The following is a 24,708-nucleotide window of genomic DNA, read 5'->3' on the forward strand; positions in this document are numbered from 1 at the left end:
CATGCGATATATATTTACCATACTTGGTTTCTTTGTAACTATTACTGTTTTCGGGCAGGATGCGAATCGACAGCGTTACATCAAAATAGTATACGAGCCTAATCAGGCTTATGTTGAAAAGGCTATTGAGCGGATTGAAGCTGTTAGTACTGTATTGGCAAAAACTACAGTCGAATACCGGGCTGGGCAGTCTGTGGAGCTGTTGCCAGGTTTTCAGGCAAAACAAGGTTCCGTATTTACTGCACATATTCGAAATGTAGCTGAAAGCGATTTGCAACTGACTGCCTTTCCGAATCCCTTTGAACAATCGACCACAATTGATTTCATACTGCCTGAAGCTGGAAGGGTCAATTTATATGTAGTGGATGTAAAAGGGCAAATTGTTGAACGATTGCTGGAAAATAGTCAGCAAGAAGCTGGTAAACATGCTATAGAGTGGAAAGCTGATCATCATTCGCCAGGAACTTATATCCCAGTCTTGAGTACCGACCGCCAGCAAATTAGTAATCGGATTATCAAAAAATAAACATCAAAAGGCCTGCTTCATGCAGGCCTTTTGATGTTAAAGGAATGCTTATCTAATTTTGCCTATCAAATTTTTGGGATTATTATAATTATGAAGATTGCTTTAGTACAGGATGGGCTAATGTGTAGGGCAGGCGGTGAGCAAGTGGCCCTTTGTTTTCATAAGGCTTTTCCAGATGCACCTATATATACTCAGTGCTATAGACCAGAATTAACCTTTCCAGAATTTAAGTCGTGCGATATTCGTACAACCTGGCTGCAACAGATTGCAAAAACAGATGATACGATGAAAAAACTGTTTTTTCCACTGGGCATTTGGGCTATGCAGTCACATGACTTGACGGAGTTTGATGTTGTGTTGATGTCTGGTACGCATTGTGCAAAATACGTTAAATTAAGACCTGATACTTTAGTCATTAGTTACAGTTTTACGCCATTTCGGCTGGCCTGGGACCCCATGTCTTATGCCCAGTATCAGAACTCCCAAGGTATTCGCCGGCAAGTCTTTGATTACGTAGTAGAAAAAATGCGTGCAATTGATTTTAGGGCGGCACAGCGCCCTGATTATTTTGTCGCTATGACCGAAGAAACAAGGGAAAGATTACGGGTAGCCTATCAGGTAAAAAATGAGATAAATATTATAAACCCTCCCGTTAATACTGCTAATTTCTTTGTGAGCAACGAGCCTAAATCCTACTATCTGGTAGTTTCTCGATTAGAGTACTATAAAAAAGTCGATTTAGTCATAGATGCTTTTAACGAGTTGGGGTATCCGCTAGTCGTTGTTGGTAAAGGTCTACAGGCAGATGAAATAAAAGTACGAGCTAAAAGTAATGTGAAATTTTTGAGCGGTTTGTCAACACAGGAACTTGCAGGAGTATATGCCAATTGTAAAGCCTTTATTTTTCCGCAACACGAAGATTACGGGATTACACCATTAGAAGCCAATGCAGCCGGTCGGCCGGTGATTGCTTATGGAGCAGGAGGAGTCTTGGCAACGCAAATTCCTCTGAAAAATAAACCTGAGAAGGCAACGGCAGTATTTTTCAGGGGGCAGACAGTCAATGATCTTATAGAAGCAGTAAAAGAGTTCGAGAGCATAGAGGAACAATTCGATCCCGAATTTATACAGGCTCATGCTCGAAAATTTGATGAAACAAAATTTATTGCTCAGATTCGGGCATTTGTGCTAGAAAAGTATGCACAACATCGGAAAACTAAAATGGTAGCAATAAAATAGAGTAGGGGGCATTATTATTGTAAATGTCTTTTGCTCTATTATCAATACGCGATGCGTTTTTCTCACAATTTTTTATACTTCATTATAAGTATTTGTGTTGGTTTAACTAGATCTGTACAGGCTCAGGTTATAAGGCACCCCAGCGAATACAATGCAGAAATAGGTACCTATCTATCTTCATCGACAGAAACACCTTTTTGGTTACGGGCCAATCAGTATGGTATTGTTCCAAACCAATCGCCAGTTTTAACCTTCAGGGTAGGAATTTATAGTGGTTATGATACTACCCGAAAAAGTACAGGTAAATGGAGGAATTCAGAGTATGATGTGAGTTACGGGATGAATGTGGTCGCTAATGCCACATCAAACCGCTTGCCATATGAAAAGAGCGTATTGTTGCCAGAAGCATACATAAAGATACGTAGAGGTATTTTTGAAGCGTATATTGGCCGCCAACGGGAGAAGTTTGGTTTGGCCGACTCAACCTTATCAACAGGTTCTTATGCTTGGTCAGGCAATGCAATGCCTATCCCTAAAATACAAATTTCGATACCAGTATTCACGCCTATTGGTTTTACGAAAGGATGGGTAGCTGTACAGGGAACGTTTGCTCATGGTTATTTAGATGCTAAAGGGTATATACAAAATACCATGCTTCATCAGAAGTCCTTGTACCTTCGTTTTGGTCGTGAGCGTGATTTTCTACGTTTGTACGGTGGATTAAATCATCAGGCTGTTTGGGGAGGCCAGGCAACAGACCGAACAGGGATTCCAGGGGTGCTCCCCGTGGGCGGTAAGTTACCAAATGGGTTATTGAATTACTTTTACGTTGTAACAACTATTAATAAAGGCCGTACTGACCCTCAGCAATATACTTTTTTTGATTTGACAAATCGGGTTGGTAATCATTTAGGGTCGGTTGACGTAGCCGCTGAGATTGATCTTGTTCGCCATACACTCTATCTATACAGACAGAATCTGTACGAAGATGGGTCCTTATTTTATCTGATTAATATCGCTGATGGCTTAAACGGGATTCGGATAAGACGTAACGACCAGAGGGCAATAGTACGTGATATTCTATTTGAATTTTTAAATACAACCAGTCAGGGCGGGCCTGTGTTCGTTTTTGATGATCCCGATAAACGCGGGAAAGATGATTATTTTAATCATCAACAATATCGCGATGGTTGGGCATACCGTCAGCATGGAATAGGAACTCCTTTTATCCCCCCTGCCTTGGGACCGCAAAATCAATATCCGTATGGTACGTTTACTGCCAATAATCGAGTTTATGTTTTTCATGTAGGGCTGGCTGGGAGTTTGCCCATTCAGGGAAGCTTATTAGATGCTCCAATTTCGTACCAGGTCAAATTATCGTTTAGCCGTAATTTAGGTACGTATGATAACCCATATTCACCAGTCCGGAACCAATTTTCTGGGTATGCTAGCTTGGTGGCGCCTTTAGATATTTTAGGCGGTATTCAATTAAGTGGTAACATCGCTACCGATATTGGAACACTTTACCAAAACGGTGTAGGAGCCTATATTAGCTTAAAGAAAAGCTGGCAAGATTAAATAAAGCTTCTTTTAGAATGGTATGTCAACAAATAGGATAAAAATTATTACATTGCAAGGCAAATAAGCCAACCGTAGGATAATTTTAAGATGTGGGGCTTGTATTTGGCACTATCTTAGTCGTATCAATTCGGTTCGTATTGCTAGAAAGCCACACTGTGAAGCCAATTGAAATATGAGGCATCGTTATTCCATATTACTATTCCCTCTTCATATTTTTGTTGATTTTTTGAGCCTGAATATTGGCTTCGTGGGCGCTTATGGAATAAAATTTGGAACCATCGACCCTGTTTTTGAGACACCTTATGCAACGCTGTGGTGGGTTTTTAATTTGGTTTGGTTGGCAGAAATTATACTATTCAAGCCTTATATATTCCCTCGGCAACTATTTAAAGCAGATCATTTAATCAAGAAAATGTTGCTTTTAATGGCCCTTCATATAGCCATCATTGCCGTTTATTGGGTTGCCGTTAAAGGGTATTATTATTCGCGTGAGCATCTGGTTATTGCCTATGGATTGTTTGCGGTTTTAGGCATTGCTTTTCGAGTAGGAGGGCTGATATTTCTGAAAGAATATCGGGCCCGTGGCTATAATAATCGACGTTATATTGTTGTAGGATACGGAAAACTGGCAACAACGATTCGAGGTTTTTACGACGCCCATCCTGAAATGGGATTTCATTTTTATGGCTATTTTGATGAGCCGAATGATGAAACATCCGATTTATTAAGAGGGAGCTATAGCGATCTGCTAGAATATGTCAAAGTTAATCATATTGATTGCGTTTATTGTTGTATGCCTTATATTGACAACAATAGATTGCGCCACATTGTTGACGGAGCCGAAAATGTCGACTATCAGGTGAAGCTACTTGTTGATTTTAGGGGCTTTTTAGCTAAAGGAGCTTCGGTTGAATACCATGATTTTCTGCCAGTATTGAATTTGTCACCACAGGTGCTGGCAGACTTTCGTGTTAATACGCTAAAACGTGGATTCGATATTCTTTTTTCGTTTAGTGTGTTAAGCCTTGGCGCCCCATTCTTTCTTCTTGTGGCGCTGTTCACTCGTTTAAGCTCGAAAGGCCCAATTCTATATGCCCAAGAACGTATTGGAAGAGATGGCAAGCCGTTCCTAATCTACAAGTTCCGGAGTATGTATATTAATTCGGAACAAAGTGGCCCAGCTTTATCGGCAGGAGATCGTGACAGCCGCATTACGCCCTGGGGGCGTTTTATGCGTCAGACGCGTCTAGATGAGTTACCTCAGTTCTACAATGTTCTTCGGGGTGATATGTCTGTGGTTGGACCACGTCCTGAGCGTCAGTTTTTTATTGACCAAATCGTTGAAGTAGCCCCGGAGTATAAAAATCTTCTAAAGGTCAAACCAGGCATTACATCAATCGGACAAATTAAGTTTGGCTATGCTTCTAGTATTGAAGAAATGGTACAGCGTTTACGTTATGATTTGATGTATCCAGAACGTCGATCATTCATGTTTGATATGTGGATTATTGCTCAAACCGTGCGTGTGATGATGCAAGGCCGTGGTAAATGACAGTACATTAGTGCCCATCGATTTGTTATCAATCTATGAGAATTACTTTCGTTTGTAGTTGCCTGTTCTTCTTATGGATTGCTATTTCTCCTTCTTACGGCCAGCGGACAAACCAATATGCAGTAGAAGCAGGAGGGATCTCTTCTTCTGATCGAACTCCTTTTTGGTTACGAGCTAATCAGTACGGAACCGTTCCGTTACATTCTTCGGGAGCACGTTTTAATCTAAATCTCAACTCCGATTATCGATCTGATAGTACTGGCTATCGGCCAAAGGCAGATTGGGGCTATGGCGTAAACGTAGTAGCGAACGCATGCCAAACCAATCAATTATTATTGTCAGAGGCTTACGTTAAAGGAAGGCTCGGAGCTTTCGAACTATATGGTGGACGACGTAAAGAGATCGTAGGACTTGTTGATACGTTACTCACTACCGGAGCCTATGCCTGGTCAGGCAATGCGCTTCCAATCCCCAAAATACAAATTGGTCTGCCAACTTTTACGCCAATCCCGTTTACAAAAGGAGTTGTATCGGTGGTAGGGGCCTGGGCACACGGTTGGTTCGAAAATTCAGATCGTTTGATAAAAGGATCGTACCTGCACCAAAAATACTTTTATCTACGCTTAGGTAAGCCAAATTGGAGAATACGTTTTTATGGTGGGTTTAATCACCAAGTAATTTGGGGGGGATATGCAGAACCTGGTGTGATTGGACCAGCTGTAGCGGCTGATGGAAAGCTGCCTTCGAGTCTTCGTTATTATCCAAACGTGGTTTTAGGAACGCGTGGTAATGATTACTTAACCGATAGCAACCTAACCTCTTTCGAAGATAACCGCATTGGCAATCACTTGGGCTCTCTTGATATTGCGGCTGATGTTAGCTTTGATACTTGGAACTTGTACCTTTATCGGCAGTTTCTATATGATGATGGTTCGTTATTCTATGGGACCAATATCGAAGACGGCCTAAACGGGGTACGGATAAAAAACACAAACTCTCCTTCAGGAGCAGCTTTCTTTCTGCGCCAATTTACATTTGAGTACCTGTTTACAGGAAGCCAGGGTGGGCCAGATTTTGTGATTGATGACCCTGCCAGACGAGGTCGCGATAATTATTTTAATCACAGCCAATTTATTGATGGATGGACCTATTTTGGCCGAACAATTGGAACTCCTTTTCTAACGCCAGTTACAGAATTAAATCCTAAGTTATTAAACTATAATCCCGCTATTGCTAATAATCGCGTTAGTGCTTTCCATATTGGCATGGCTGCTTTACTGTTTGACAAAGTGGATTTAACGACTCGGCTTTCGTACAGTATCAATGCCGGTACGTATGATACTCCCTTGATAACATTACCGCGTCAGTTTTCGGGCTTATTAACGCTTGCTGTACCTGTCAATATGCTTGGTGGTACTACGTTGACAGGATCTTTGGCTGTTGACTCAGGCGAATTGCTGCCTAATAGCGTTGGAGGTTATATAAGCTTACGAAAAGCAGGTGTTTTAGGTGGTCAGCAAGGGTCAACTCAAAAGAAGCCTACTGTACCAAAGAAAGCTAATCATCGTTGGTAGGGCTTTTATTTCTACAATTTATAACCGTGCCCTCAGTTTTCTGGTAATCCATATGTTGTGTAAGCGGCTAATTTTTAATTTTGACAGAAGTTAAGATAACTGAGTAAATAAGTTTTGAGTTAGGATGGTGCGGATGAAGCGAGTGGGCAGTCTGGTTAGTGTATTTACGCTTTTGTACTTCATTATTTCGTGTGGGCAAAACACGGATAGACAATTAAATAAATCGGCCAAAGCGTTACGTAACTGTGCCGATGAACAAGTTCTTACTCCAGACGAACAAACCGCCATTCGACAGCAGATCAATGCTGAGCGTAAAAGCGAACAAATTGAACGTATTTTCCAGCAAAAAGTCCGGGAAGGATTTAATGGGAATGTGCTTGTTGCTCAGAAAGGAATGATCCTTTACAAGCATTGTTTTGGCTTAGGCCATTTTGAACGTAGCGAACGCGATACGTTGGTAGAGGATTCAAAATTTCAGCTGGCATCGTTATCTAAGACATTCACTGCGGTTGGCACGCTGAAGCTAATCGAAATCGGTAAACTTTCTTTTGAGGATACGATACAGAAATTCTACCCTGATTTTCCTTATCACGGAATTACAATTCGCCAGCTTTTAAGCCATCGGAGTGGATTACCGAATTATCAATATGCCTTCGATGATAGTATGAAGGTGAATTTTTATAAGAAAGAAAAACCTTATCCAACCAATGCAACAATTATGCACTGGTTTGCCACAGTAAAGCCAACTCCCCACGCCTATAATATTCCCGGAAAAGGCTTCAGTTACAGCAATACCAATTATATGGTGCTGGCCTCCGTTATTGAAAAGGTAACGGGTAAAAGCTACGAGTCATATATTCAATCGGCTATTTTCAAGCCGCTGGGAATGAATAATACGTTTGTTGCGACTACTAAGAATGATTTATTCAATCGTAATAAAACAGCTGGCTACCAATGGAACAGACGTATTCCTAAAGATTACTATGATGATGTAGTAGGCGATAAAGGCATTTATTCAACCATCGGTGACTTGTTCCGATGGTATCGTGCACTAAATGGTAATTGTGTCCTTCAGCAGAAAACATTGCAGGAAGCGTTCATACCACGTAGCTTTGAGAAGAAAGGAGCCAAAAATTACGGTTATGGCTTTCGTATGATGTTGGACGAAAACAATCAGCCGGAATTTATTTACCACTCTGGCTGGTGGAAAGGCTATAATACGATGTTCTGGTTTAGTCCCAAAGACGAATACGTAATTATCATGTTAGGCAATAAGTATAATAAAACGGTCTACAGAGTAAAAGAACTTGTCGATATTTTACATGGAGGACAGAACAGAGATAACTCGGCAGAAGATACCGACGTAGAAATATGAGTAGAGCCGGCCCTAGGGTCGGCTTTTCTTTTTTACGTTTAAATCTGTTCAATTGATTTATATATATGAAGTCTGTCCTTATCGCGATTTCTACAATTATGTTACTAACAGAAACTGCTCAGTCGCAGGAAGTTGTAAAATTATGGCCTGACAATGCTATTCCTAATGCCATTGCTGGTGTCAAACTTGATGAAAAGGCTGATCCTGGCAGCGACGGGATTATGCGAATTAGTAACGTATCGGTGCCTACTCTCACGGCCTATTTACCACCTAAAGACAAAGCTAATGGCGTTTGTGTAATGATTTGTCCCGGTGGCGGTTATTCTATTTTAGCCTCAGGACACGAAGGAGAAGATGTTGCAAAATGGTTTAATGAGATTGGCGTAACAGCCTTTGTTCTAAAATACAGGCTTCCGAACGATAAAATAATGACTAATCAGCAGGAGGTACCATTATTGGATGCCATGCAGGGAATGACCATTATTAGGCAGAATGCGGCCAAGTATCGTATTAATCCTGAAAAAATAGGGGTGATGGGATTTTCGGCGGGTGGTCATTTAGCTTCAACTCTGGCTACACATTATCATCGTGGCGCCAAAGCCAGTGATCTGGCCAAGCCGAATTTCGCGATTTTACTATATCCTGTTATAACGTTTGGAGAGAAAGCGCATACAGGTTCTCGAGATAAATTACTGGGCAAACTCAATACGTCTCCCGACATGGTTGCTTATTATTCTAACGAATTGCAGGTTAGTAATCAGACGCCACCGACTTTTTTAGTACACTCTGAAGATGACAAGGCTGTTCCCGTAGAAAATAGTATAAGCTTTTATTTAGCCTGTCTGAAAAATAATGTTTCGGCCGAAATGCATTTGTATCCGCAGGGGGGGCATGGGTACGGGCTACGTACGGCAAAATTTGGTTCACTGAATACATGGCCGGAAGCGTGCAGAGCCTGGCTAAAATCAATTACAGCGACAAACTAGGAAATATACTGGGAGCATTAATAGCTATAAAAAAGCCCTCCTTGAATCAGGCTTTTTATAGCTATTGGTACTTTCTAATTGAGCATTTGGCCTAAACAAAAAAAAGCATCCGGTAAACTACCTGATGCCTTTCTTGACCACACTATTAACCCTTCAGCGTGTTAACGTGATTTTTTCTTGTCTTTGTTTTTATCAGTAGAAGCTGGAGAAGCCACAGCAGCCGCTTCTTTTTGCGTAACAACTTCGCCTTTTAGATATAAAACAACCTGACCGGCTTCAGCATTGGAAGTAACCGTTACCGATTTGTTGAATGGGCCAGCGGCAGCTGCGTTATACGTAGCTGATACAGTACCCGTTTTGCCCGGCATTATCGGTTCGCGGGTCCAGTTTGGTTTGGTGCAACCACAGGAAGCAACAGCATCGTTGATAACAACTGGGTCAGCGCCCGTATTTTTGAATTCAAATACGTGAGTAACTGGCTTACCTTGCTCAACTTTACCGAAGTCATGCGTTTCGGTCGAGAACTTCATGACTCCTTTCTGGGCGTAGCCAACTGCGACGAACACAAATAAAGCTACGAAAAGTGAAAAAAACTTTTTCATTGGACTAAACGGAATTATGGTTTGGTTGTTTTATTGAGACACCTTACAATTACGTACCCATGCAAAGAGTTTGCCAAATAGTACTCGTCGGTTGTTGGCTTAACAAAGAAACAGAAAAAATCGTTTTTTTGAAAGCTGGGTTGTTTTGCTTTAAATTTACTTTTGCTTAACGTCTGTATGAATGACGTTAAACAAACTCATCAACGAAACTAAATGTAGAATCTTTCAACCCGAAGCTCTGCTGTGATAGCAAACGATCAACTCCGCTTAACCGATATTCTGACTCGCGAAAAAATCCTATCAGATTACCAAATGGCTTCCGAAAGCCGACAGGTTAGCTTGTTAGGAAGGCGCGATGTTATGGGTGGGCGGGCTAAGTTCGGCATATTCGGTGATGGTAAAGAACTTGTCCAGATTGCGGCTGCGACTGCTTTCCGTCGGGGGGATTTTCGGTCTGGATATTATCGCGATCAAACCTTTGTTGCCGCCCTTGGCGAACTACGTTGGCGAGAATTTTTCGCGCAGTTGTATGCCCATACGGATTTGGCTGCCGATCCCAATACGGCTGGCCGGTCAATGAATGGACACTATGCGACAAGGTGGCTCGACGAAAATGGATTATGGCGTAACCAAACAGAAATGTTTAACTCTGTCTGTGACATTTCGCCAACCGCCGGGCAAATACCTCGCTCACTAGGACTAGCTTATGCCTCAAAGCTTTTCCGGCAGAATGAGCAATTGCAGGGTATGACCAGCTTCTCTGATCATGGTAATGAAATAATATTTGCTACTATTGGCGATGCATCGACGTCTCAGGGGATGTTCTGGGAAACGATGAATGCGGCTGCTGTACTACAGGTTCCATTACTGATGTCTGTTTGGGACGATGGGTATGGTATTTCTGTTCCTGTTGAATACCAGACAGCCAAAGGAAGCATCTCAAAAGCGCTGGCCGGATTACAGCGGGAAAACCAGGACGATAAAGGAATTGAAATTTTTACTGTAAAAGGGTGGGACTACGTTGCGTTACTAGAAACGTATCAGCAGGCCGCTCGCATTTGCCGTGAAGAGCATGTCCCGGTCCTCGTTCACGTTCAGGAACTGACCCAGCCGCAAGGCCATTCTTCATCGGGCTCCCATGAGCGATATAAGTCAAAAGAACGTTTGGCGTGGGAAGCGGCTCATGATTGCAATCTTACTTTCCGAAAGTGGATATTAGAAAACGGGTACGCTACTGATGACGAACTGGATAGTATAGAGGCAGGAGCGAAACAAACGGCAAAAAAAGCGCGCACAGAAGCATGGAGCGCTTTTGAGCAATCGATGAAAGATGATTTCGAAGAGGCTGTAGCTTTACTTCAGCAGGTTGCTCGGCATAATTCGAAAGCCTCAGAGTTAATGGCTATTCGAGAGGAGTTGCGCAAAACGTATTATCCATTACGTCGAGATGCAACAACGGCCATTCGAGGAGCCATACGGGTGCTTCGACATGATACGGGCAACGGACGGCAACTGCTGAAAGAATGGCTCGAGCGAACTAACTACGAAAATGAGGATCGGTATAATTCGTATCTGTATAGCCATTCGCCAGAATCGCCGATGTTGATAAAAGGTACTCCTGCCCATTACACGGAAGAATCTGCTGTTATGGATGGATATCTAATCATGCAGCGATATTTCGATAATTTGTTTGCTCGCGATGCCCGTGTTGTTGCCTTAGGTGAAGATGTTGGTAAAATTGGTGATGTTAATCAGGGTTTTGCCGGACTTCAGGACAAATACGGTGAAATTCGAATTACCGATACCGGTATTCGTGAGACGACCATTATTGGCCAGGGAATTGGTCTGGCCATGCGTGGCCTGAAACCTATTGTAGAGATTCAGTACTTCGATTATATCTACTACGCATTAGCAACGCTCACAGACGATTTAGCCACGCTCCTCTATCGAACGAAAGGCGGACAAAAAGCACCCGTTATTATTCGTACGCGTGGACATCGTCTTGAAGGAATCTGGCATTCTGGCTCTCCATTGAGTGCCATGTTAGGCAGTTTACGTGGCTTGCATATCCTTGTACCACGTAACATGACTCAGGCCGCTGGCTTTTATAATACGCTTATAAAGGGCGATGATCCAGGATTGGTGATCGAATGTCTGAATGGGTATCGATTAAAAGAGAGGCTTCCCGATAACCTTGATGAATTCTGTGTGCCGCTTGGGGTACCTGAACTAATTCGGGTTGGTTCAGATATTACCGTAGTAACCTATGGGTCGATGTGTCGCATTGTTATGGAAGCGGCTTATCAACTGGCGGAACTAGGCATTCATCTTGACGTAATAGATGTACAATCGTTACTCCCATTTGACGTTCATCACTTGATTGTAGAGTCGATCAAGAAAACGAACCGGGTCATTTTTGCCGATGAGGATGTGCCAGGAGGAGCTTCAGCCTACATGATGCAGCAAGTTGTGGAAGAGCAGCAGGCGTATCGTTATTTAGATTCACCGCCTAAAACAATATCTGCTAAAGCACACCGGCCTCCTTATGGTTCTGACGGGGATTATTTTTCAAAGCCAAGTGTTGACGACGTAGTAGATGTGGCTTATGCAATCATGAGTGAGTGCGAGCCAGATCGCTTTCCGCCTTTATAGCGAAACTATGAAGAGTTAAATCCTTGACTCTTTGGGCCTTTCATCTAAACAATGTCTTATTTTAAAGATATTCGAGCCGGCATACGGACAACTCTAAAAGGGCTAAGTATAACGTTGCGTCATCTGAAAAACGCAACTCACCGCCGAACGCCCCAGGGAATCGCCGATGCAACTTATTTCGACCAGCAAAATGGCCTGGTAACACTTCAATACCCGCACGAGCAGTTACCTATTCCTGATAACGGCCGATATCGATTACGTAATGAAATCGATGATTGCATCGTTTGCGATAAATGTGCTAAAGTTTGCCCCGTCGATTGTATTACAATTGATGCTATCAAAGCGACGGAAGAAGTTGGCCGTGCATCAGATGGATCGCCTATTCGCCTATATGCTGCTACGTTCGACATTGATATGGCAAAGTGCTGCTATTGTGGACTCTGCACTGTCGTTTGCCCAACGGAATGTCTGACTATGGACAAGAAGTTCGATTATAGCGAATTCGAGCTGGGTGAACTAACGTATCAGTTTTCTAATCTTACGCCGGAACAAGCAGACGAAAAAAGATCGGCATACGAGCAATTTCTTCGCGAGAAAGAAGAGCAGAAAGCGGCTCAAATTGCGGCCAAGGCTGATGCTCAATCAACGGCACAGCCTACTACACCAGCGGGGAAGCCAAAGCCTGTATTTAGGCCAGGAGCTAAACCATCGTTACCGGTCAATAAACCTGCTAGCAGTGAATCTTCGGTGGAGCACCCCCTGACGGATGCTACGCCCGATGAAATGCAGCAAATTGCTCAGGGTGGTTTGGAAGCGAAAAAGCACCCTGTATTTAGACCCACGAAGAAGCCGTCAACGATTGTTCCTGATGCTCCAGTTAGCCATCAGGAGAACTCGCCTGAAAAAGAACCGACCCCTGATAGCGACGTAGCATCTTTAGAAACAGAAACTAGTACGTCTGCTCCAAAAATACCAGCTGCATTCCGGCCAACCATGAAGCCGAAAACTGCTGAACCCGAGAGTGCTACTGCTCTTGAAGAGATTCAAAAGCAGGGTATAAGGGATGAGGTAATAAAAACCGATGAAGCACCTGGAAAATTGGCGGCTCCAAACCCTAAGCCAGGGTTTCGTCCGACGATGAAGCCAAAAGCGGCTCAGCCGTCAGATACGGAATCCAATAAGCCCACAGCAGACGTAGTAGCCGAAACCAAGAAGGGAGACGTAGCAGAAGCTTCTAAGCCCAAAGGGGCATTCCGGCCAACTATGAAACCGAAGGTGGACTCGGCTGCCAATAAGCCTGAGCCAGAACAGGAATCAAAAGAATCCGTTACGCCAGTCGAAAAGGCTACAGATCCGGTTGTGGAGCCTGTAAAACCAAAGCCCGCTTTTCGGCCAACCATGAAGCCGAAAAATGAGACTGTAATACCTGATGAACAAAAGGAAATCCCCAACTCATCGGCACAGAGCCAGGAAACACAAGTAGGAGGTGCTCCTAAACCCGTATTTCGTCCAACAATGAAGCCAAAACCAGCTCCTCCAAAATCAGAAACGGACGAGTAGCTAAATTGGCTTAATTCTTAACGCTAAAATTTCGTGATTCAGATAGCCTTTTACAGCTTTGCTTTGCTGACGGTTGGTAGTGCTCTGGCTGTGTTATTGACACGTAACGTACTTTATGCTGCTTTTTTTCTGCTGTTGACGTTACTGTGTGTAGCTGGCCTTTTTGTATTAGCCAGCGCCGATTTCCTGGCAATTGCCCAAATTATGATTTATGTAGGAGGGGTTTTGGTATTAGTAGTCTTTGGCGTAATGTTGACGAGCAAAACAACAACACCGGCTGAGGCCAGTAATCTCTCTCCCAACAAAATTCCTGCCTTGAATAGGGCGGGGGCCTATTCTGGTTTAATTGCTATTGCTGTATCTGGAGGTTTATTTTTTGCTCTATATAAGCTACTCTCTAAAGCAAGGTTTACGCTTTTTTCCAGACCAGCTGGCTGGCAGTCAACCGTCAATACTATTGGGAAGCAACTCATGACAGAATATGTCCTGCCATTCGAGATAGTAGGAATCCTGTTGTTGGCCGCACTGGTAGGCGCTACGTATCTGGCTAGCCCTCTAGGAAAGAAGGGAAGTTTACAGAAATAAGGAACGTATCAATAATCGCCACCGGCTCCACCGCCACCAAAGCTACCGCCACCAAAACCGCCGAAGTCGCTACCACCGCCACCGCTCCAGCCACCACCGCCACGACTACCCCAACCCGAATAAGTGGATGGCGGGAAAAAGACGGGTGGAAAGAAACCACCACCCCGATTACGGTTGTTGCCTCCACCTCCGCTACGTCTTGAAAGAAAATATAGGACAATAAACGCTATAAAAACCCAGATCAAAATCTCACCAAATCCGTCTCCATCCGATTGCTGACGTGGTTCCGCTTTATATTCACCACTAGCTCGTTTGATTATTTCGGTAGTAGCGTCATTTAAGCCCTGATACCATTGCTCTTGCTTGAAAGCTGGAACAATCGTATTGCTGATAATTCGTTTCGCTATAGCGTCTGGAATGGCGCCTTCTAAACCATAACCCGTCGCTATAAATACTTTACGGGTTTGAGTAGCCCACGCAAGCACTAATCCGTTGTTTTTGCCCTTTTGTCCGATTCCCCATTTTCTCCCAACCTGAAAGGCAAAATCACCAATAGGGTAGGGTTCAGTTGTTTTGACAATAACGACGGTAATTTGCGTTGACGTGGAATCATTGTAAGCTCTTAATTTTTGTTCGAGCTGACTACGTTCACTGCTACTTAAAATACCCACAAAGTCATTGACCAGGCGAGGAGGATTCGGTTTGTCGGGGATTATGGCACTAGGGTCGCTGGTTGACGAGTCCTGGGCTTGTAATACCCCTGGAAGCGTCATTAAGAAAAGCAATACGGCTAAACCGATGCTTCGGATAATACGATATGGAAAAGCCGATACGTTCACAGAAGTCTTATTGAAACGAAATGTCGTTGGGAAGTTCGTTGGTGTCGGTTGCCCCGTCGTAGGGGAAATACTGCTGTAGCTGTTGACCTGCCTGAAGTATGCCCTGTACCAGGCCTTCAGCATAATGACCAGCCGAAAAATAGCTACGTAGTAGGGTTTTAGTGCTTTCCCAGAAATTGGGAGCAACTTTTGTATTGATACCCTTATCGCCTATGATCGCAAATTTCCGGTCGGCATGAGCTAAATAAAACAGTACGCCATTTTGCTGTTTTGTTTGGTCCATACCAAGCTGAGCAAATACCTCTATGGCTCGCTGGACTGGATCGGGAGCCGGGCAATGAGGTTCAACATGCACTCTGATTTCGCCAGACGTAGCTTTTTCGGCCTTGCGGATCGAGTTGACGATACGTTGCTGCTCTTCGGGCGTAAATGGATTTGTTGACATAGGACAGAATACATTAGCTACGTAGCGTACCACAAGATGCTCACTACGCTACGTAGCTAATTGGAATTAGAACTGTACCGTTGGAGCGCTTTGGGCAGCCTGAGAGGCTTCGAAGAACCCTTTTACAGGAAACCCGAAAATTCCGGCGAAAATATTGTTGGGAAAGGAACGTACCGACTGATTATAGACTTTAACTGCTCCGTTAAAATCGTTCCGGGAAACTGCAATCCGGTTTTCGGTACCTTCCAGTTGGGACTGCAATTCTGAAAAGTTCTGATTCGCCTTCAAGTTTGGATAGCTTTCTGCTACGGCTAAAAGACGCGATAAGGAACCGCTCAACTGATCCTGAGCTGCCTGAAATTTCTGAATATTTTCAGGAGTTAGCTGATTCGCATCAAGCTTCATACCCGTAGCGTTGGCCCGCGCCTGAATAACGGCAGTTAAGGTACTTTTTTCGAAATTGGCAGCCCCTTGTACCGTACGGACAAGATTGGGGATAAGATCGGCACGACGTTGGTACTGGGTCTGCACCTGCGACCATTTCTCCTGTACGTTGGTGTCTTCCTGTACTAATCCATTATATGAGCTACAGCCGTACATGCCCAGAATCAGGGCGATAACAACTACAATAATTAATGTTCTTGACATGGTCTGTTAAATTGTGAAAAGTGTTACTTAAAACAAAGTTGCCTAAAACTCATCAATTTGTAAACGTAAAACTAGGCCAACGGTTTTTTTTATCCTTGGCTAAGCATTAAGATTGATGATTGGTAAAGGGTACGTTTCCCCTAAAACCACACCTGATTGCCTTTGTTGGTCAGGGGAGAGGTTATATACCGAATGAATGGCCTGAGCAGGTAAAGCTGATAGTTCAGGAAGCCATGTTCTAACGAAGTTTCCATCGGCATCATGCTTTATGGCGTGATCATTGATACTTACGTGTTGCTTCTTGTCTGGATCATTACTCAGATCGGCCATGTAGTTCCAGTTACCCCAATTACTGCAAGGGTCGTAGTCGATAAGCTGACTTTCAAAATAAGCGGCCCCCCATGTCCAATTAACACCTAAGTCATTCAGAAGGAAGCTGCTAACAACTTGTCGGCCCCGATCTGACATAAACCCCGTTACGTTCAGTTTACGCATGTTGGCATCGACCAGTGGAATACCTGTTTGGCCTTGCGCCCATCGGTGAAAAAGAGCTGTATCACGAAGCCATGCGCGATTTAGATCATGCCGAATACCACTTGGTTTGAAAATTCGTGTCCCATAACGTAGCGCTGTGAAACGAAAGAAATCGCGCCAGATAAGGTCAATAATGATTTCGCTGATCGATTCGTTTTGTAGCCGTTCGTGCTCGAAGCGTTTGAGTTCCTGGTAAATAAGCCGGGGTGATAAGCAGCCTGTGGCTAACCAGGTTGAAAATTTGGACGTATTGCCGTCTGCCGAAAAACCATTACGTGTTTCCTGATAGCTCTTAACAAGCTCTTCTTGCCAGATGTAGCGATTAAGGCGGGAGAGCCCTTCGCTTTCTCCTCCCTTCACCGAAATGCTGGCTCGGCTATCGGGTTGCTCTGCTTGGGCGATTTCGTCATCTGAAAAGCCAAATGCAGTAAGCTGAGGCAGATTGCCCGAGTCGATTCCATGAACAAGACGAACTTGGTCTGGAGCTGGTAAAGGCTTTCTGACATCAGACTGAGATTCTACCTGCGTACGATACTGAGCGAAACTCGTCGGCAGACGAGATACCCAGAATGGTAAATCGCGGGCATGGTACAGAGTCGATACCCAAAAAAGTTCGAGATCAATATTAAGCGGTTTCAGGCGCTTGCTTAAGTCAGATTCTGTATCTGTTTCTTCCTGAGTGACTTCTTTACTGGAATAAACGGCTTCGGCCTCAATATCTTCGGCTAGCTGAGCCAGAATTTTTTCCGAATGCCCTACGCGAATAATGAGATCTCCACCTTTTTGTTGCAGAGATCGTCGTAAATCAGCTACAGATTCCAGCAGAAACGTAGCACGATGTATACCCGTTTTATGAAAGCCTAGCTCTGGAAGCTCATCAAACCAACGCGGCTCGAATACAAATACGGGTAAAACTTCATCGGCGGCTTCAACAGCCCGGAGAAATCCTTCATTGTCGTGTAGGCGAAGGTCATTACGGAACCAGTAGAGAATACGTTTAGGCATACTATCATTGGGTGATTTTGGACAAAACAATCGTGGTGCAATACAGTTCCTGACTGTTGATCTATTGACGGTCTAAAGATTCGTAATAATTCGTATTTTGAAGGGAGTAACACTAGGCAAAAACATAGTTAATGGCCGTGAATGAATCTGTAAAGACGAATCTTTGACAAACCGGGCCGTTGGGCGGTTTAGAACTTTGTCAAAGATGATAGGTAACTATATGTACTACTTTTACAAACTTGTTCACGCATCAATAATGAGCGTCTGCCGATAAATTACACTGCTTATGGTAGGGCTTGTCATGAAAATTTATTTGTTTACAGACATTTGATCAAGCTTAATGGCTTTGCTCTTTCGTCGGTCTAATTACACGAACTAAATGAATCTTGATTTAACTGGGAAAACGGCAATTGTCGGAGGAAGTACGCAGGGGATTGGCCGTGCTTGTGCTGTGGAATTAGCGCTATTAGGTGCCAATGTAGTCCTGATGGCCCGTAATGAAGAGGCATTGAAAACTACTGTCGCTAGCCTGGATACCGAGCGGGGACAGACTCATCAATTCATCGTTGCTGATTTTAGTAAACCAGGCGTAGTGTTGGCTGCTATTGAGGAGTATTTGAGTGATGCACCAGACGTTCATATACTGGTCAATAATACGGGAGGGCCGGCGGGCGGTCCACTAATTGATGCGAAGCTGGATGAGTTTGTACAGACCTTTCACAATCATTTGCTCAACAATCAAACCTTGGTACAGGCAGTAGTTCCGGCTATGAAAAGGGCTGGCTACGGACGTATCGTCAATATTATTTCGACTTCGGTTAAACAGCCTATTGTTGGTTTGGGAGTATCGAATACGATTCGAGGAGCCGTTGCCCAATGGGCAAAAACATTGTCTCTGGAGATTGCCCGATACGGTATTACGGTGAATAACGTATTACCCGGTTATACACGTACTGCCCGATTAGATACCATGCTGGATATGCGCGCAAAAGCATCTGGTAAAAGTGAAGAAGAAATTATTGTTCAGATGCAAAGTGAGATACCGACAGGGCGATTTGCTACGGCCGAAGAAGTTGCAGCGGCTGTGGCGTTCTTATGTACACCAGCTGCAGCCTCCATCAATGGAATTAATGTGCCTGTAGATGGAGGGAAAACGGGAAGCTTATAAAAGACTGATTCTTCGTCTATTAAACGAGGCTATTTTTAAACGCATAAGCGACCATCCCGGCAGTGTTTTTCGTACCAGTCTTTTCCAGAATACGTAAGCGATGGCCTTCGACTGTGCGGGGGCTAAGGAAGATTTTTTCGCTGATTTCATTAGTCGAAAGCCCTTCGCAGATGAGCATCAGCACTTCTTTTTCGCGTTCGGAGAGTAGTACTTTGCTATTATAAAAAGCATTTACTGGCTTAGTGACAGTTGTTTTATTGGTCATCTTTCGGAGCATAGCCTTGGACACAAACTCGTTCAGATATACGCCTTCGTCCATTACTTTCCGGATTGCCTTTTCAACTTCTCCTGCTTCAGCATCTTTTAGTAAATAACCACTAACGCCTTTTTCGAGAAGATGCAGGACCATTCGATCTTCATCGTGCATAGTGAGTACAACAATCTTGATTAGTGGATAGTGCTCTCTCAAAAAATCGGCCGTTGCTGTACCATCCATGACGGGCATCTGGAGATCAAGAAGAACAACATCAGGCGTTTTGCGAGGTAGTTTGTCTATAAGTTCCTGACCGTGACCTGCTTCCAGAATTAACTCAAAGTCATGAATTTGACCTAGAATAGTAGACATTCCAACTCGAAACAAGGTATGATCGTCGCAGAGTGCTAGCTTAATTTTTCGCATGAGAGTGGGAAGGTAAAGTTTAGTGTATTTCGCTGGTAGATTAGTCGGAAGGTTTACCAATAAGGCAAACAGTATACGTAGTAAAAGTACGTAAACATCCGAACAACCGAAACGAAAAATGGTTAAGCTGGCAAAGACACTGCTTGAACTGTAGGTAAGCGTATTTGAACATGAATTTGCGACCCTCGGCCTGGGGCCACATCGAACGTAACAAAGCCGTCTATAACGCTCAACCGACTTTCGATGTTACGTAATCCAAGCCCTCCTTTTTTGTCTTCAGTGACAGCATCGAAGTCGAAACCTATGCCATCGTCGAGCACAGACAGGCGAATGGCATTGTCGATGCATTGCATTTGAATAATGATGAGTTTGGCTCGGGAATGGCGGATGGCATTGTTAAGCAATTCCTGCGTGATCCGATAAAGCGTTAAATCAATTGGAGAGGACAACTGGGTTGTTGTTTCAGGGCAGTCGAGCTGAACCTGAATATCGCCATCATTAGCTCGGTCGGCTAATTCTTCGAGGGCAGGCAGGAAACCAAAACGTTCAAGGGTAGTTGGAACCAGATCGCGACTAATCCGACGAACATTGGTCATCGTTTCGTCAATCATAGAGCGGGTTTTCTGGATTTGAAAACTTACCCGGATGTTATCGTCATCTAATTGGCGTTCTAGCTGATTCAAACTCATTTTGGTTACGGACAGCATAGTACCAATACCATCATGTAAGTCTTCGGCCAGTCGCCTGCGTTCTTCTTCCTGTCCGCGGAACGTAGCTGTCATAAGCTCTCTTCGGTGACTTTCCTGCAGTTCTTTTAGAGCCAATAGTTGTTTCGCCTGTTTTTGCTGATAATAGGCTACGAAGATGATGATGAACACAGCCATCATCAACAATGCCGCAGTACCGACAGCAATATACAAGCTCATTCCATTCGTTTCCACAAGACCAATTAGCTCGTCTAATATTCCTTTGACAATAGAAAGTAAAGATGGTCTTAAATCCCCTAATTCTTGTCTATTGAGATAGTAAGCGGTTACTTTTATTCGGCCGCCTGCTGTTTTTCATAGCAGCTAACCCAGAAGCCGACGGTGGCAAACACGCAGAACATACAATAAATAATCTGTTGTGTATTCCAGAAAAATTCAAATGTATCTTCGGAAGTAGATGATGAAACAAGCACCTGGCCGAATAACGTGATCAGAAAGGTGCCGGCCCCGTAGAGTAATGTACCTGAGCCTAGCCAGAATGCTGGATAAATCGTTAAATTAACGATCCTCAAGCCTCGTAGTGTATCGGTAAAAAAGAATAGTGCAGTGATAATACAAAATAGCTTCCCAGCTATCTGATTTATTGGCGAAATGACATCTATTTTAAATGAGGCAAGACTGACCAATAAACACGCTACTAACGTATACAGTAGGTTACTTTTTAATTTGCTGTTATATAGCGAGCTATAGAAGGCTAATCCAATAAGGCCAATATCAATTACAGACTGGCTATTTTGTAAGTAAAGATTAGCCGTTCCATGCAAGGCAGTATATAGGCCGACAGATTCTTTTATGAATACGGTCAGAAAATAAAAAATAAAGATTTTGGGGCCTTTTTGTAAAAGAGTATAGTGAATAAAACCCGTTACAATTGGCAAAAGAATAATAAGATGACTAAATGCATCAAGAGGGTACTTTCTTATAAAGCCGAGTAGGTCGGTCATATGGACGACAGGCTAGATCAGTTATTGATCTTCTGCACAGTGTCTTGGACACTGCCAACCCTCACCTAAGGTTCCACCATCATTACCACTCGGCATATCTTTCAGACCGCCATTGTGTGAACTTATGTCTCGTCCGCGGGCATCGACAGCTGTTAACAGAACACGTGGCCGAAGCTCTCCTTCGCCTGCTTTGGTTGGATTGCCATCTTTATCTTCCCAACGTTTGGCATGATGAACGCGTAGCCCTACGCAACCAGGCTGGTTAATAAGTTCGTTGAGCTGATTGATCCCGAAATATTCAGACCGAACGTAGTCATCTGCTGTTAATCCGGCAGCTAGCTTACGATCGCGGTAAGCACTGGTCATTGACTTTGTTTCGTCTGCAGATAAAAAGCGTCCTGCGTTTTCTGTGAATATAGAAGCCATACTACATTGTGAAGTTTTGTCTGCGAAAACTATAACCAAACTTTGGGTTTTTCAACGTGTAGGATGGGAGTTGTAGCCTATATGGTTACAAAAGGGATACAATCAGGTAGTTTTACGTAGTAAAGTACGGGCTTCTGCTTAATTTGAGTTTTGCCGCTAAAATCCGGGTTTTTGCGCTTACAGAAACGCTACGTTACTGCCTACCTTTGTTGTGTAGCTGTTGAGCATCGACAGCAACGTTATTTTCTCATCTCATAGGTTAGGTTAAGGAACACCTGTCAACGTATTGATTGACAGGTGTTTTTTTGATTTAATCAAAATCTTTGTCTTCCAGAATATGTACTACTTCGACGAGAGATTCTGCGTCCAGTTCATCCCAGGTAAATAACTCAAGCGTTTCGCCATTACTAATATATGCTAAACCTTGTTCGGTCAATGCATTAAAAGTGGCTCCTTCCCATTCCCATTCTTCTGTTAGGAAAACTTCTGGTAGTACGTTGCCTTTATGATCTCTAACGTTTTTCTGGTATAGTTGGATGATAACAGTTTTTGCTTTCTCCTGAAATGCCTGAAGTTCGTTGGTAAGCGTAGTTGCGTCTTGCAATGATGGAATAGATCTCATTACGGTGATAGTATTGGGTTGATTGTGGAATTGATAATTGTTACCTATTGGTAGCTTGACTAAGCTTGATGCTTATGACGACTTACATAATGATTAGTATCGATGTATATATTATTCAATTATTTATACACATAGTATAGTTGGTATACATATATTAGTAATATGTTTATTTTTTGTTTTTGTGTTATTTTCTGACAATGAATTAGTTATGATTTTCTTAGCTATTTTTTTGAATGACTTAATAGCTTTTACTAGTAATTTATGTATATTTTATCATTTATTAAACGGTAGTTTCAGTACCTTAAATTCACTAAAAAAGCGCCAGGATTACCTTGGCGCTTTTTTAGATTAAAAGAAAATGACGCTTATTTCAATAAATTTAACAGATATTGGCCGTAGCCGCTTTTAACCAGAGGTTTCGAAATATCAGCCAGTTGGCTGGCAGTAATAAATTTCATACGATAGGCAATCTCTTCAATACAGCCAATCTTCAGGCCCTGTCTTTCTTCGATTACCTGTACAAACTGCCCGGCCTGCATTAGGGATGCAAATGTACCGGTATCAAGCCAAGCTGTTCCCCGGTCAAGTACACCCACTTTCAGTTTACCTTGTTCTAGGTAAACACGGTTTACGTCAGTGATCTCAAGCTCTCCTCTAGGCGATGGCTTAATGTTCTTGGCTATTTCCACTACGTCATTGTCGTAGAAGTATAGACCGGGAACAGCGTAATTTGACTTCGGTTTTTCTGGTTTTTCTTCAATTGAAAGCACATTAAAACTGTCATCGAACTCGACAACGCCGTAACGTTCTGGATCATTTACCTGATAGGCGTAAACAACCCCACCATCGGGATCATTATTGGCTTGCAATAGTTTCGAAAGACCGGATCCATAAAAAATGTTATCACCCAGCACTAGAGCTACCTTGTCGTTGCCAATAAACTCTTCGCCAATGATAAATGCCTGAGCTAAGCCATCTGGACTAGGCTGTACGGCATAGCTGAAACTACAGCCAATTCGACTGCCATCACCCAGTAACTTTTCGAAATGAGGTAAATCGTGAGGGGTAGAAATAATGAGGATCTCACGAATTCCCGCTAGCATCAGAATAGAAAGTGGGTAGTAAATCATTGGTTTGTCGTAAACAGGCATAAGCTGCTTACTAACGGCCAATGTGAGCGGATGAAGCCGGGTACCAGACCCACCGGCAAGAATAATTCCTTTCATGTTCTTAATTATGCGAATAAGCGAATGCCTGACTAAGCTAGCCAGGCATTCGCTTATTCGGAATTTTATCTATTTGAATACATTTCCTGGTAGTAAGATTGGTAAGCTCCAGACGTAACATTGTCGAGCCACTCCTGATTGGCCAGGAACCAGTCAACCGTTTTTTCAAGTCCTTCTTCGAACTGAAGGGAGGGTTGCCAGCCTAGCTCATTCATAATCTTGTTAGCATCGATGGCATATCGCAAATCGTGGCCAGCCCGATCAGTAACATACGTAATGAGTTTGGCTGAAGTACCCTCTGGGCGACCTAGTTTTTTGTCCATTACAGAACAAAGTAGGTTCACAAGGTCGATATTCTTCCATTCATTGAAGCCACCGATATTATAGGTCTCTCCCAGTACACCCTTATGGAAAACAGTGTCGATAGCTCGTGCATGATCAACCACAAATAACCAGTCGCGAACATTTTCACCTTTGCCATACACAGGTAAAGGCTTGTTGGTCTGAATATTATGGATCATTAATGGGATCAGCTTTTCTGGGAAATGATTTGGGCCATAGTTGTTCGAGCAGTTTGACAAGACAACTGGTAATTTATAGGTATTACCGTAAGCCCGAACAAAATGATCGGAAGCCGCTTTTGACGCAGAATAGGGCGATTGAGGATCATAGGAAGTTTCTTCGGTGAAGAAATCCTCCGGATTATGGAGCGAACCGTAGACCTCATCTGTCGACACATGATAGAAACGCTTACCCTCAAAATTCCCGCTCCAACTGTTTTTTGCTGCATTGAGAAGGTTAACAGTTCCAACAACATTCGTCAAAACAAAAGCCATTGGATCGGAAATAGACCGGTCAACGTGCGACTCTGCTGCCAGGTGTATTACGCCATCGAACGGAATTTCTGCGAACATATCTTCTAGAAATTTCGCATCCGTAATATCGCCTTTGATAAACGTATAATTGGGAGCGTTTTCAATGTCGGACAGATTGGCCAGATTACCAGCGTAGGTTAGTTTATCGAGATTATAAATCTGATATTCGGGGTATTTCGTAACGAATAGGCGAACTACGTGTGATCCTATAAAGCCAGCACCGCCTGTAATAAGAAGTTTCATTGTCTGAAAGTTGTCAAATGTCAGTTTTCAGGCATTAGTGCTTAAAGCAGAGGAT

23 protein-coding genes are annotated in these 24,708 nt (G+C 43.3%); 11 read left to right on the top strand and 12 right to left on the bottom strand.

Translation table 11 applies throughout. The features are described from left to right. Position 1 precedes the first annotated feature (1 nt). The 7 genes from GK108_RS24120 to GK108_RS24150 all read left to right on the top strand — a co-directional run bounded on the left by GK108_RS24120 (position 2) and on the right by GK108_RS24150 (position 8,833). Positions 2-526 (top strand): T9SS type A sorting domain-containing protein, encoded by a 525-nt coding sequence (locus tag GK108_RS24120; RefSeq protein ID WP_163954013.1) that lies wholly within the window; start codon positions 2-4, stop codon positions 524-526. 90 nt (positions 527-616) lie between these two features. Beyond that, on the top strand, positions 617-1,765 hold the full coding sequence (locus tag GK108_RS24125; protein ID WP_246225148.1) for a glycosyltransferase: 1,149 nt from the start codon (positions 617-619) through the stop codon (positions 1,763-1,765). A 51-nt stretch (positions 1,766-1,816) separates the two neighbouring features. Further along, on the top strand, positions 1,817-3,343 hold the full coding sequence (locus GK108_RS24130) for a capsule assembly Wzi family protein (RefSeq protein ID WP_163954015.1): 1,527 nt from the start codon (positions 1,817-1,819) through the stop codon (positions 3,341-3,343). A 175-nt stretch (positions 3,344-3,518) separates the two neighbouring features. Next, positions 3,519-4,898 (top strand): sugar transferase, encoded by a 1,380-nt coding sequence (locus GK108_RS24135; protein WP_163954016.1) that lies wholly within the window; start codon positions 3,519-3,521, stop codon positions 4,896-4,898. 35 nt (positions 4,899-4,933) lie between these two features. Beyond that, the gene (locus GK108_RS24140; RefSeq protein WP_163954019.1) at positions 4,934-6,472 is read left to right on the top strand and encodes a capsule assembly Wzi family protein; all 1,539 of its coding nucleotides are present in this window, start codon (positions 4,934-4,936) and stop codon (positions 6,470-6,472) included. Positions 6,473-6,596: 124 nt separating this feature from the next. Continuing rightward, a complete protein-coding gene (locus tag GK108_RS24145; protein WP_394366286.1) occupies positions 6,597-7,847 on the top strand; it encodes a serine hydrolase domain-containing protein in 1,251 nt (416 codons plus the stop codon). Positions 7,848-7,945: 98 nt separating this feature from the next. Next, entirely contained in the window at positions 7,946-8,833 is an 888-nt protein-coding gene (locus GK108_RS24150; protein ID WP_246225150.1) for an alpha/beta hydrolase, read from the top strand. A 161-nt stretch (positions 8,834-8,994) separates the two neighbouring features. Here the strand turns inward: GK108_RS24150 and GK108_RS24155 are convergent, their stop codons facing one another. Beyond that, entirely contained in the window at positions 8,995-9,435 is a 441-nt protein-coding gene (locus GK108_RS24155) for a DUF1573 domain-containing protein (protein WP_163954023.1), read from the bottom strand. A 243-nt stretch (positions 9,436-9,678) separates the two neighbouring features. On the opposite strand from GK108_RS24155, the gene GK108_RS24160 reads away from it, so the two are divergent. Genes GK108_RS24160 through GK108_RS24170 form a run of 3 tightly spaced genes read left to right on the top strand, consistent with a single transcriptional unit; the run spans position 9,679 to position 14,232 of the window. Further along, on the top strand, positions 9,679-12,087 hold the full coding sequence (locus tag GK108_RS24160; protein WP_163954025.1) for an alpha-ketoacid dehydrogenase subunit alpha/beta: 2,409 nt from the start codon (positions 9,679-9,681) through the stop codon (positions 12,085-12,087). 51 nt (positions 12,088-12,138) lie between these two features. Then, positions 12,139-13,647 (top strand): 4Fe-4S dicluster domain-containing protein, encoded by a 1,509-nt coding sequence (locus GK108_RS24165; RefSeq protein ID WP_163954027.1) that lies wholly within the window; start codon positions 12,139-12,141, stop codon positions 13,645-13,647. Between the two features lie 33 nt (positions 13,648-13,680). Continuing rightward, entirely contained in the window at positions 13,681-14,232 is a 552-nt protein-coding gene (locus GK108_RS24170; protein WP_163954029.1) for an NADH-quinone oxidoreductase subunit J family protein, read from the top strand. A gap of 8 nt (positions 14,233-14,240) precedes the next feature. Here the strand turns inward: GK108_RS24170 and GK108_RS24175 are convergent, their stop codons facing one another. From GK108_RS24175 to GK108_RS24190, 4 genes are all read right to left on the bottom strand, one after another. Then, entirely contained in the window at positions 14,241-15,005 is a 765-nt protein-coding gene (locus GK108_RS24175; RefSeq protein WP_212592872.1) for a TPM domain-containing protein, read from the bottom strand. 73 nt (positions 15,006-15,078) lie between these two features. Further along, positions 15,079-15,516, bottom strand: coding sequence for a TPM domain-containing protein (locus tag GK108_RS24180; RefSeq protein ID WP_163954033.1), 438 nt, complete (start codon positions 15,514-15,516; stop codon positions 15,079-15,081). 66 nt (positions 15,517-15,582) lie between these two features. After that, positions 15,583-16,164, bottom strand: a complete 582-nt coding sequence (locus GK108_RS24185; RefSeq protein ID WP_163954035.1) for a LemA family protein — start codon at positions 16,162-16,164, stop codon at positions 15,583-15,585. 99 nt (positions 16,165-16,263) lie between these two features. Beyond that, positions 16,264-17,703: a DASH family cryptochrome gene (locus tag GK108_RS24190; protein ID WP_163954038.1), complete on the bottom strand. Its 1,440-nt coding sequence runs from the start codon at positions 17,701-17,703 to the stop codon at positions 16,264-16,266. 379 nt (positions 17,704-18,082) lie between these two features. On the opposite strand from GK108_RS24190, the gene GK108_RS24195 reads away from it, so the two are divergent. After that, positions 18,083-18,871: an SDR family oxidoreductase gene (locus tag GK108_RS24195; RefSeq protein ID WP_163954040.1), complete on the top strand. Its 789-nt coding sequence runs from the start codon at positions 18,083-18,085 to the stop codon at positions 18,869-18,871. A 19-nt stretch (positions 18,872-18,890) separates the two neighbouring features. On the opposite strand, the gene GK108_RS24200 is transcribed toward GK108_RS24195, so the two are convergent. From GK108_RS24200 to rfbB, 7 genes are all read right to left on the bottom strand, one after another. After that, positions 18,891-19,550 carry a response regulator transcription factor gene (locus GK108_RS24200; protein WP_163954043.1) on the bottom strand — a complete coding sequence of 220 codons (660 nt, stop codon included), beginning with the start codon at positions 19,548-19,550 and terminating at the stop codon, positions 18,891-18,893. Between the two features lie 122 nt (positions 19,551-19,672). After that, a complete protein-coding gene (locus GK108_RS24205; RefSeq protein WP_163954046.1) occupies positions 19,673-20,476 on the bottom strand; it encodes a sensor histidine kinase in 804 nt (267 codons plus the stop codon). Between the two features lie 113 nt (positions 20,477-20,589). Next, on the bottom strand, positions 20,590-21,261 hold the full coding sequence (locus GK108_RS24210; protein ID WP_163954048.1) for a hypothetical protein: 672 nt from the start codon (positions 21,259-21,261) through the stop codon (positions 20,590-20,592). 21 nt (positions 21,262-21,282) lie between these two features. Beyond that, entirely contained in the window at positions 21,283-21,687 is a 405-nt protein-coding gene (locus tag GK108_RS24215; RefSeq protein ID WP_163954050.1) for a hypothetical protein, read from the bottom strand. 310 nt (positions 21,688-21,997) lie between these two features. After that, the gene (locus tag GK108_RS24220; protein WP_163954052.1) at positions 21,998-22,309 is read right to left on the bottom strand and encodes a hypothetical protein; all 312 of its coding nucleotides are present in this window, start codon (positions 22,307-22,309) and stop codon (positions 21,998-22,000) included. Positions 22,310-22,674: 365 nt separating this feature from the next. Continuing rightward, positions 22,675-23,535 carry a glucose-1-phosphate thymidylyltransferase RfbA gene (rfbA, locus tag GK108_RS24225; protein WP_163954054.1) on the bottom strand — a complete coding sequence of 287 codons (861 nt, stop codon included), beginning with the start codon at positions 23,533-23,535 and terminating at the stop codon, positions 22,675-22,677. Positions 23,536-23,600: 65 nt separating this feature from the next. Then, positions 23,601-24,653, bottom strand: a complete 1,053-nt coding sequence (gene rfbB / locus GK108_RS24230) for a dTDP-glucose 4,6-dehydratase (RefSeq protein WP_163954056.1) — start codon at positions 24,651-24,653, stop codon at positions 23,601-23,603. Between the last annotated feature and the right edge of the window lie 55 nt (positions 24,654-24,708).

This window comes from Spirosoma terrae, from assembly GCF_010435915.1.
Classification (GTDB): Bacteria; Bacteroidota; Bacteroidia; order Cytophagales; family Spirosomataceae; genus Spirosoma; species Spirosoma terrae.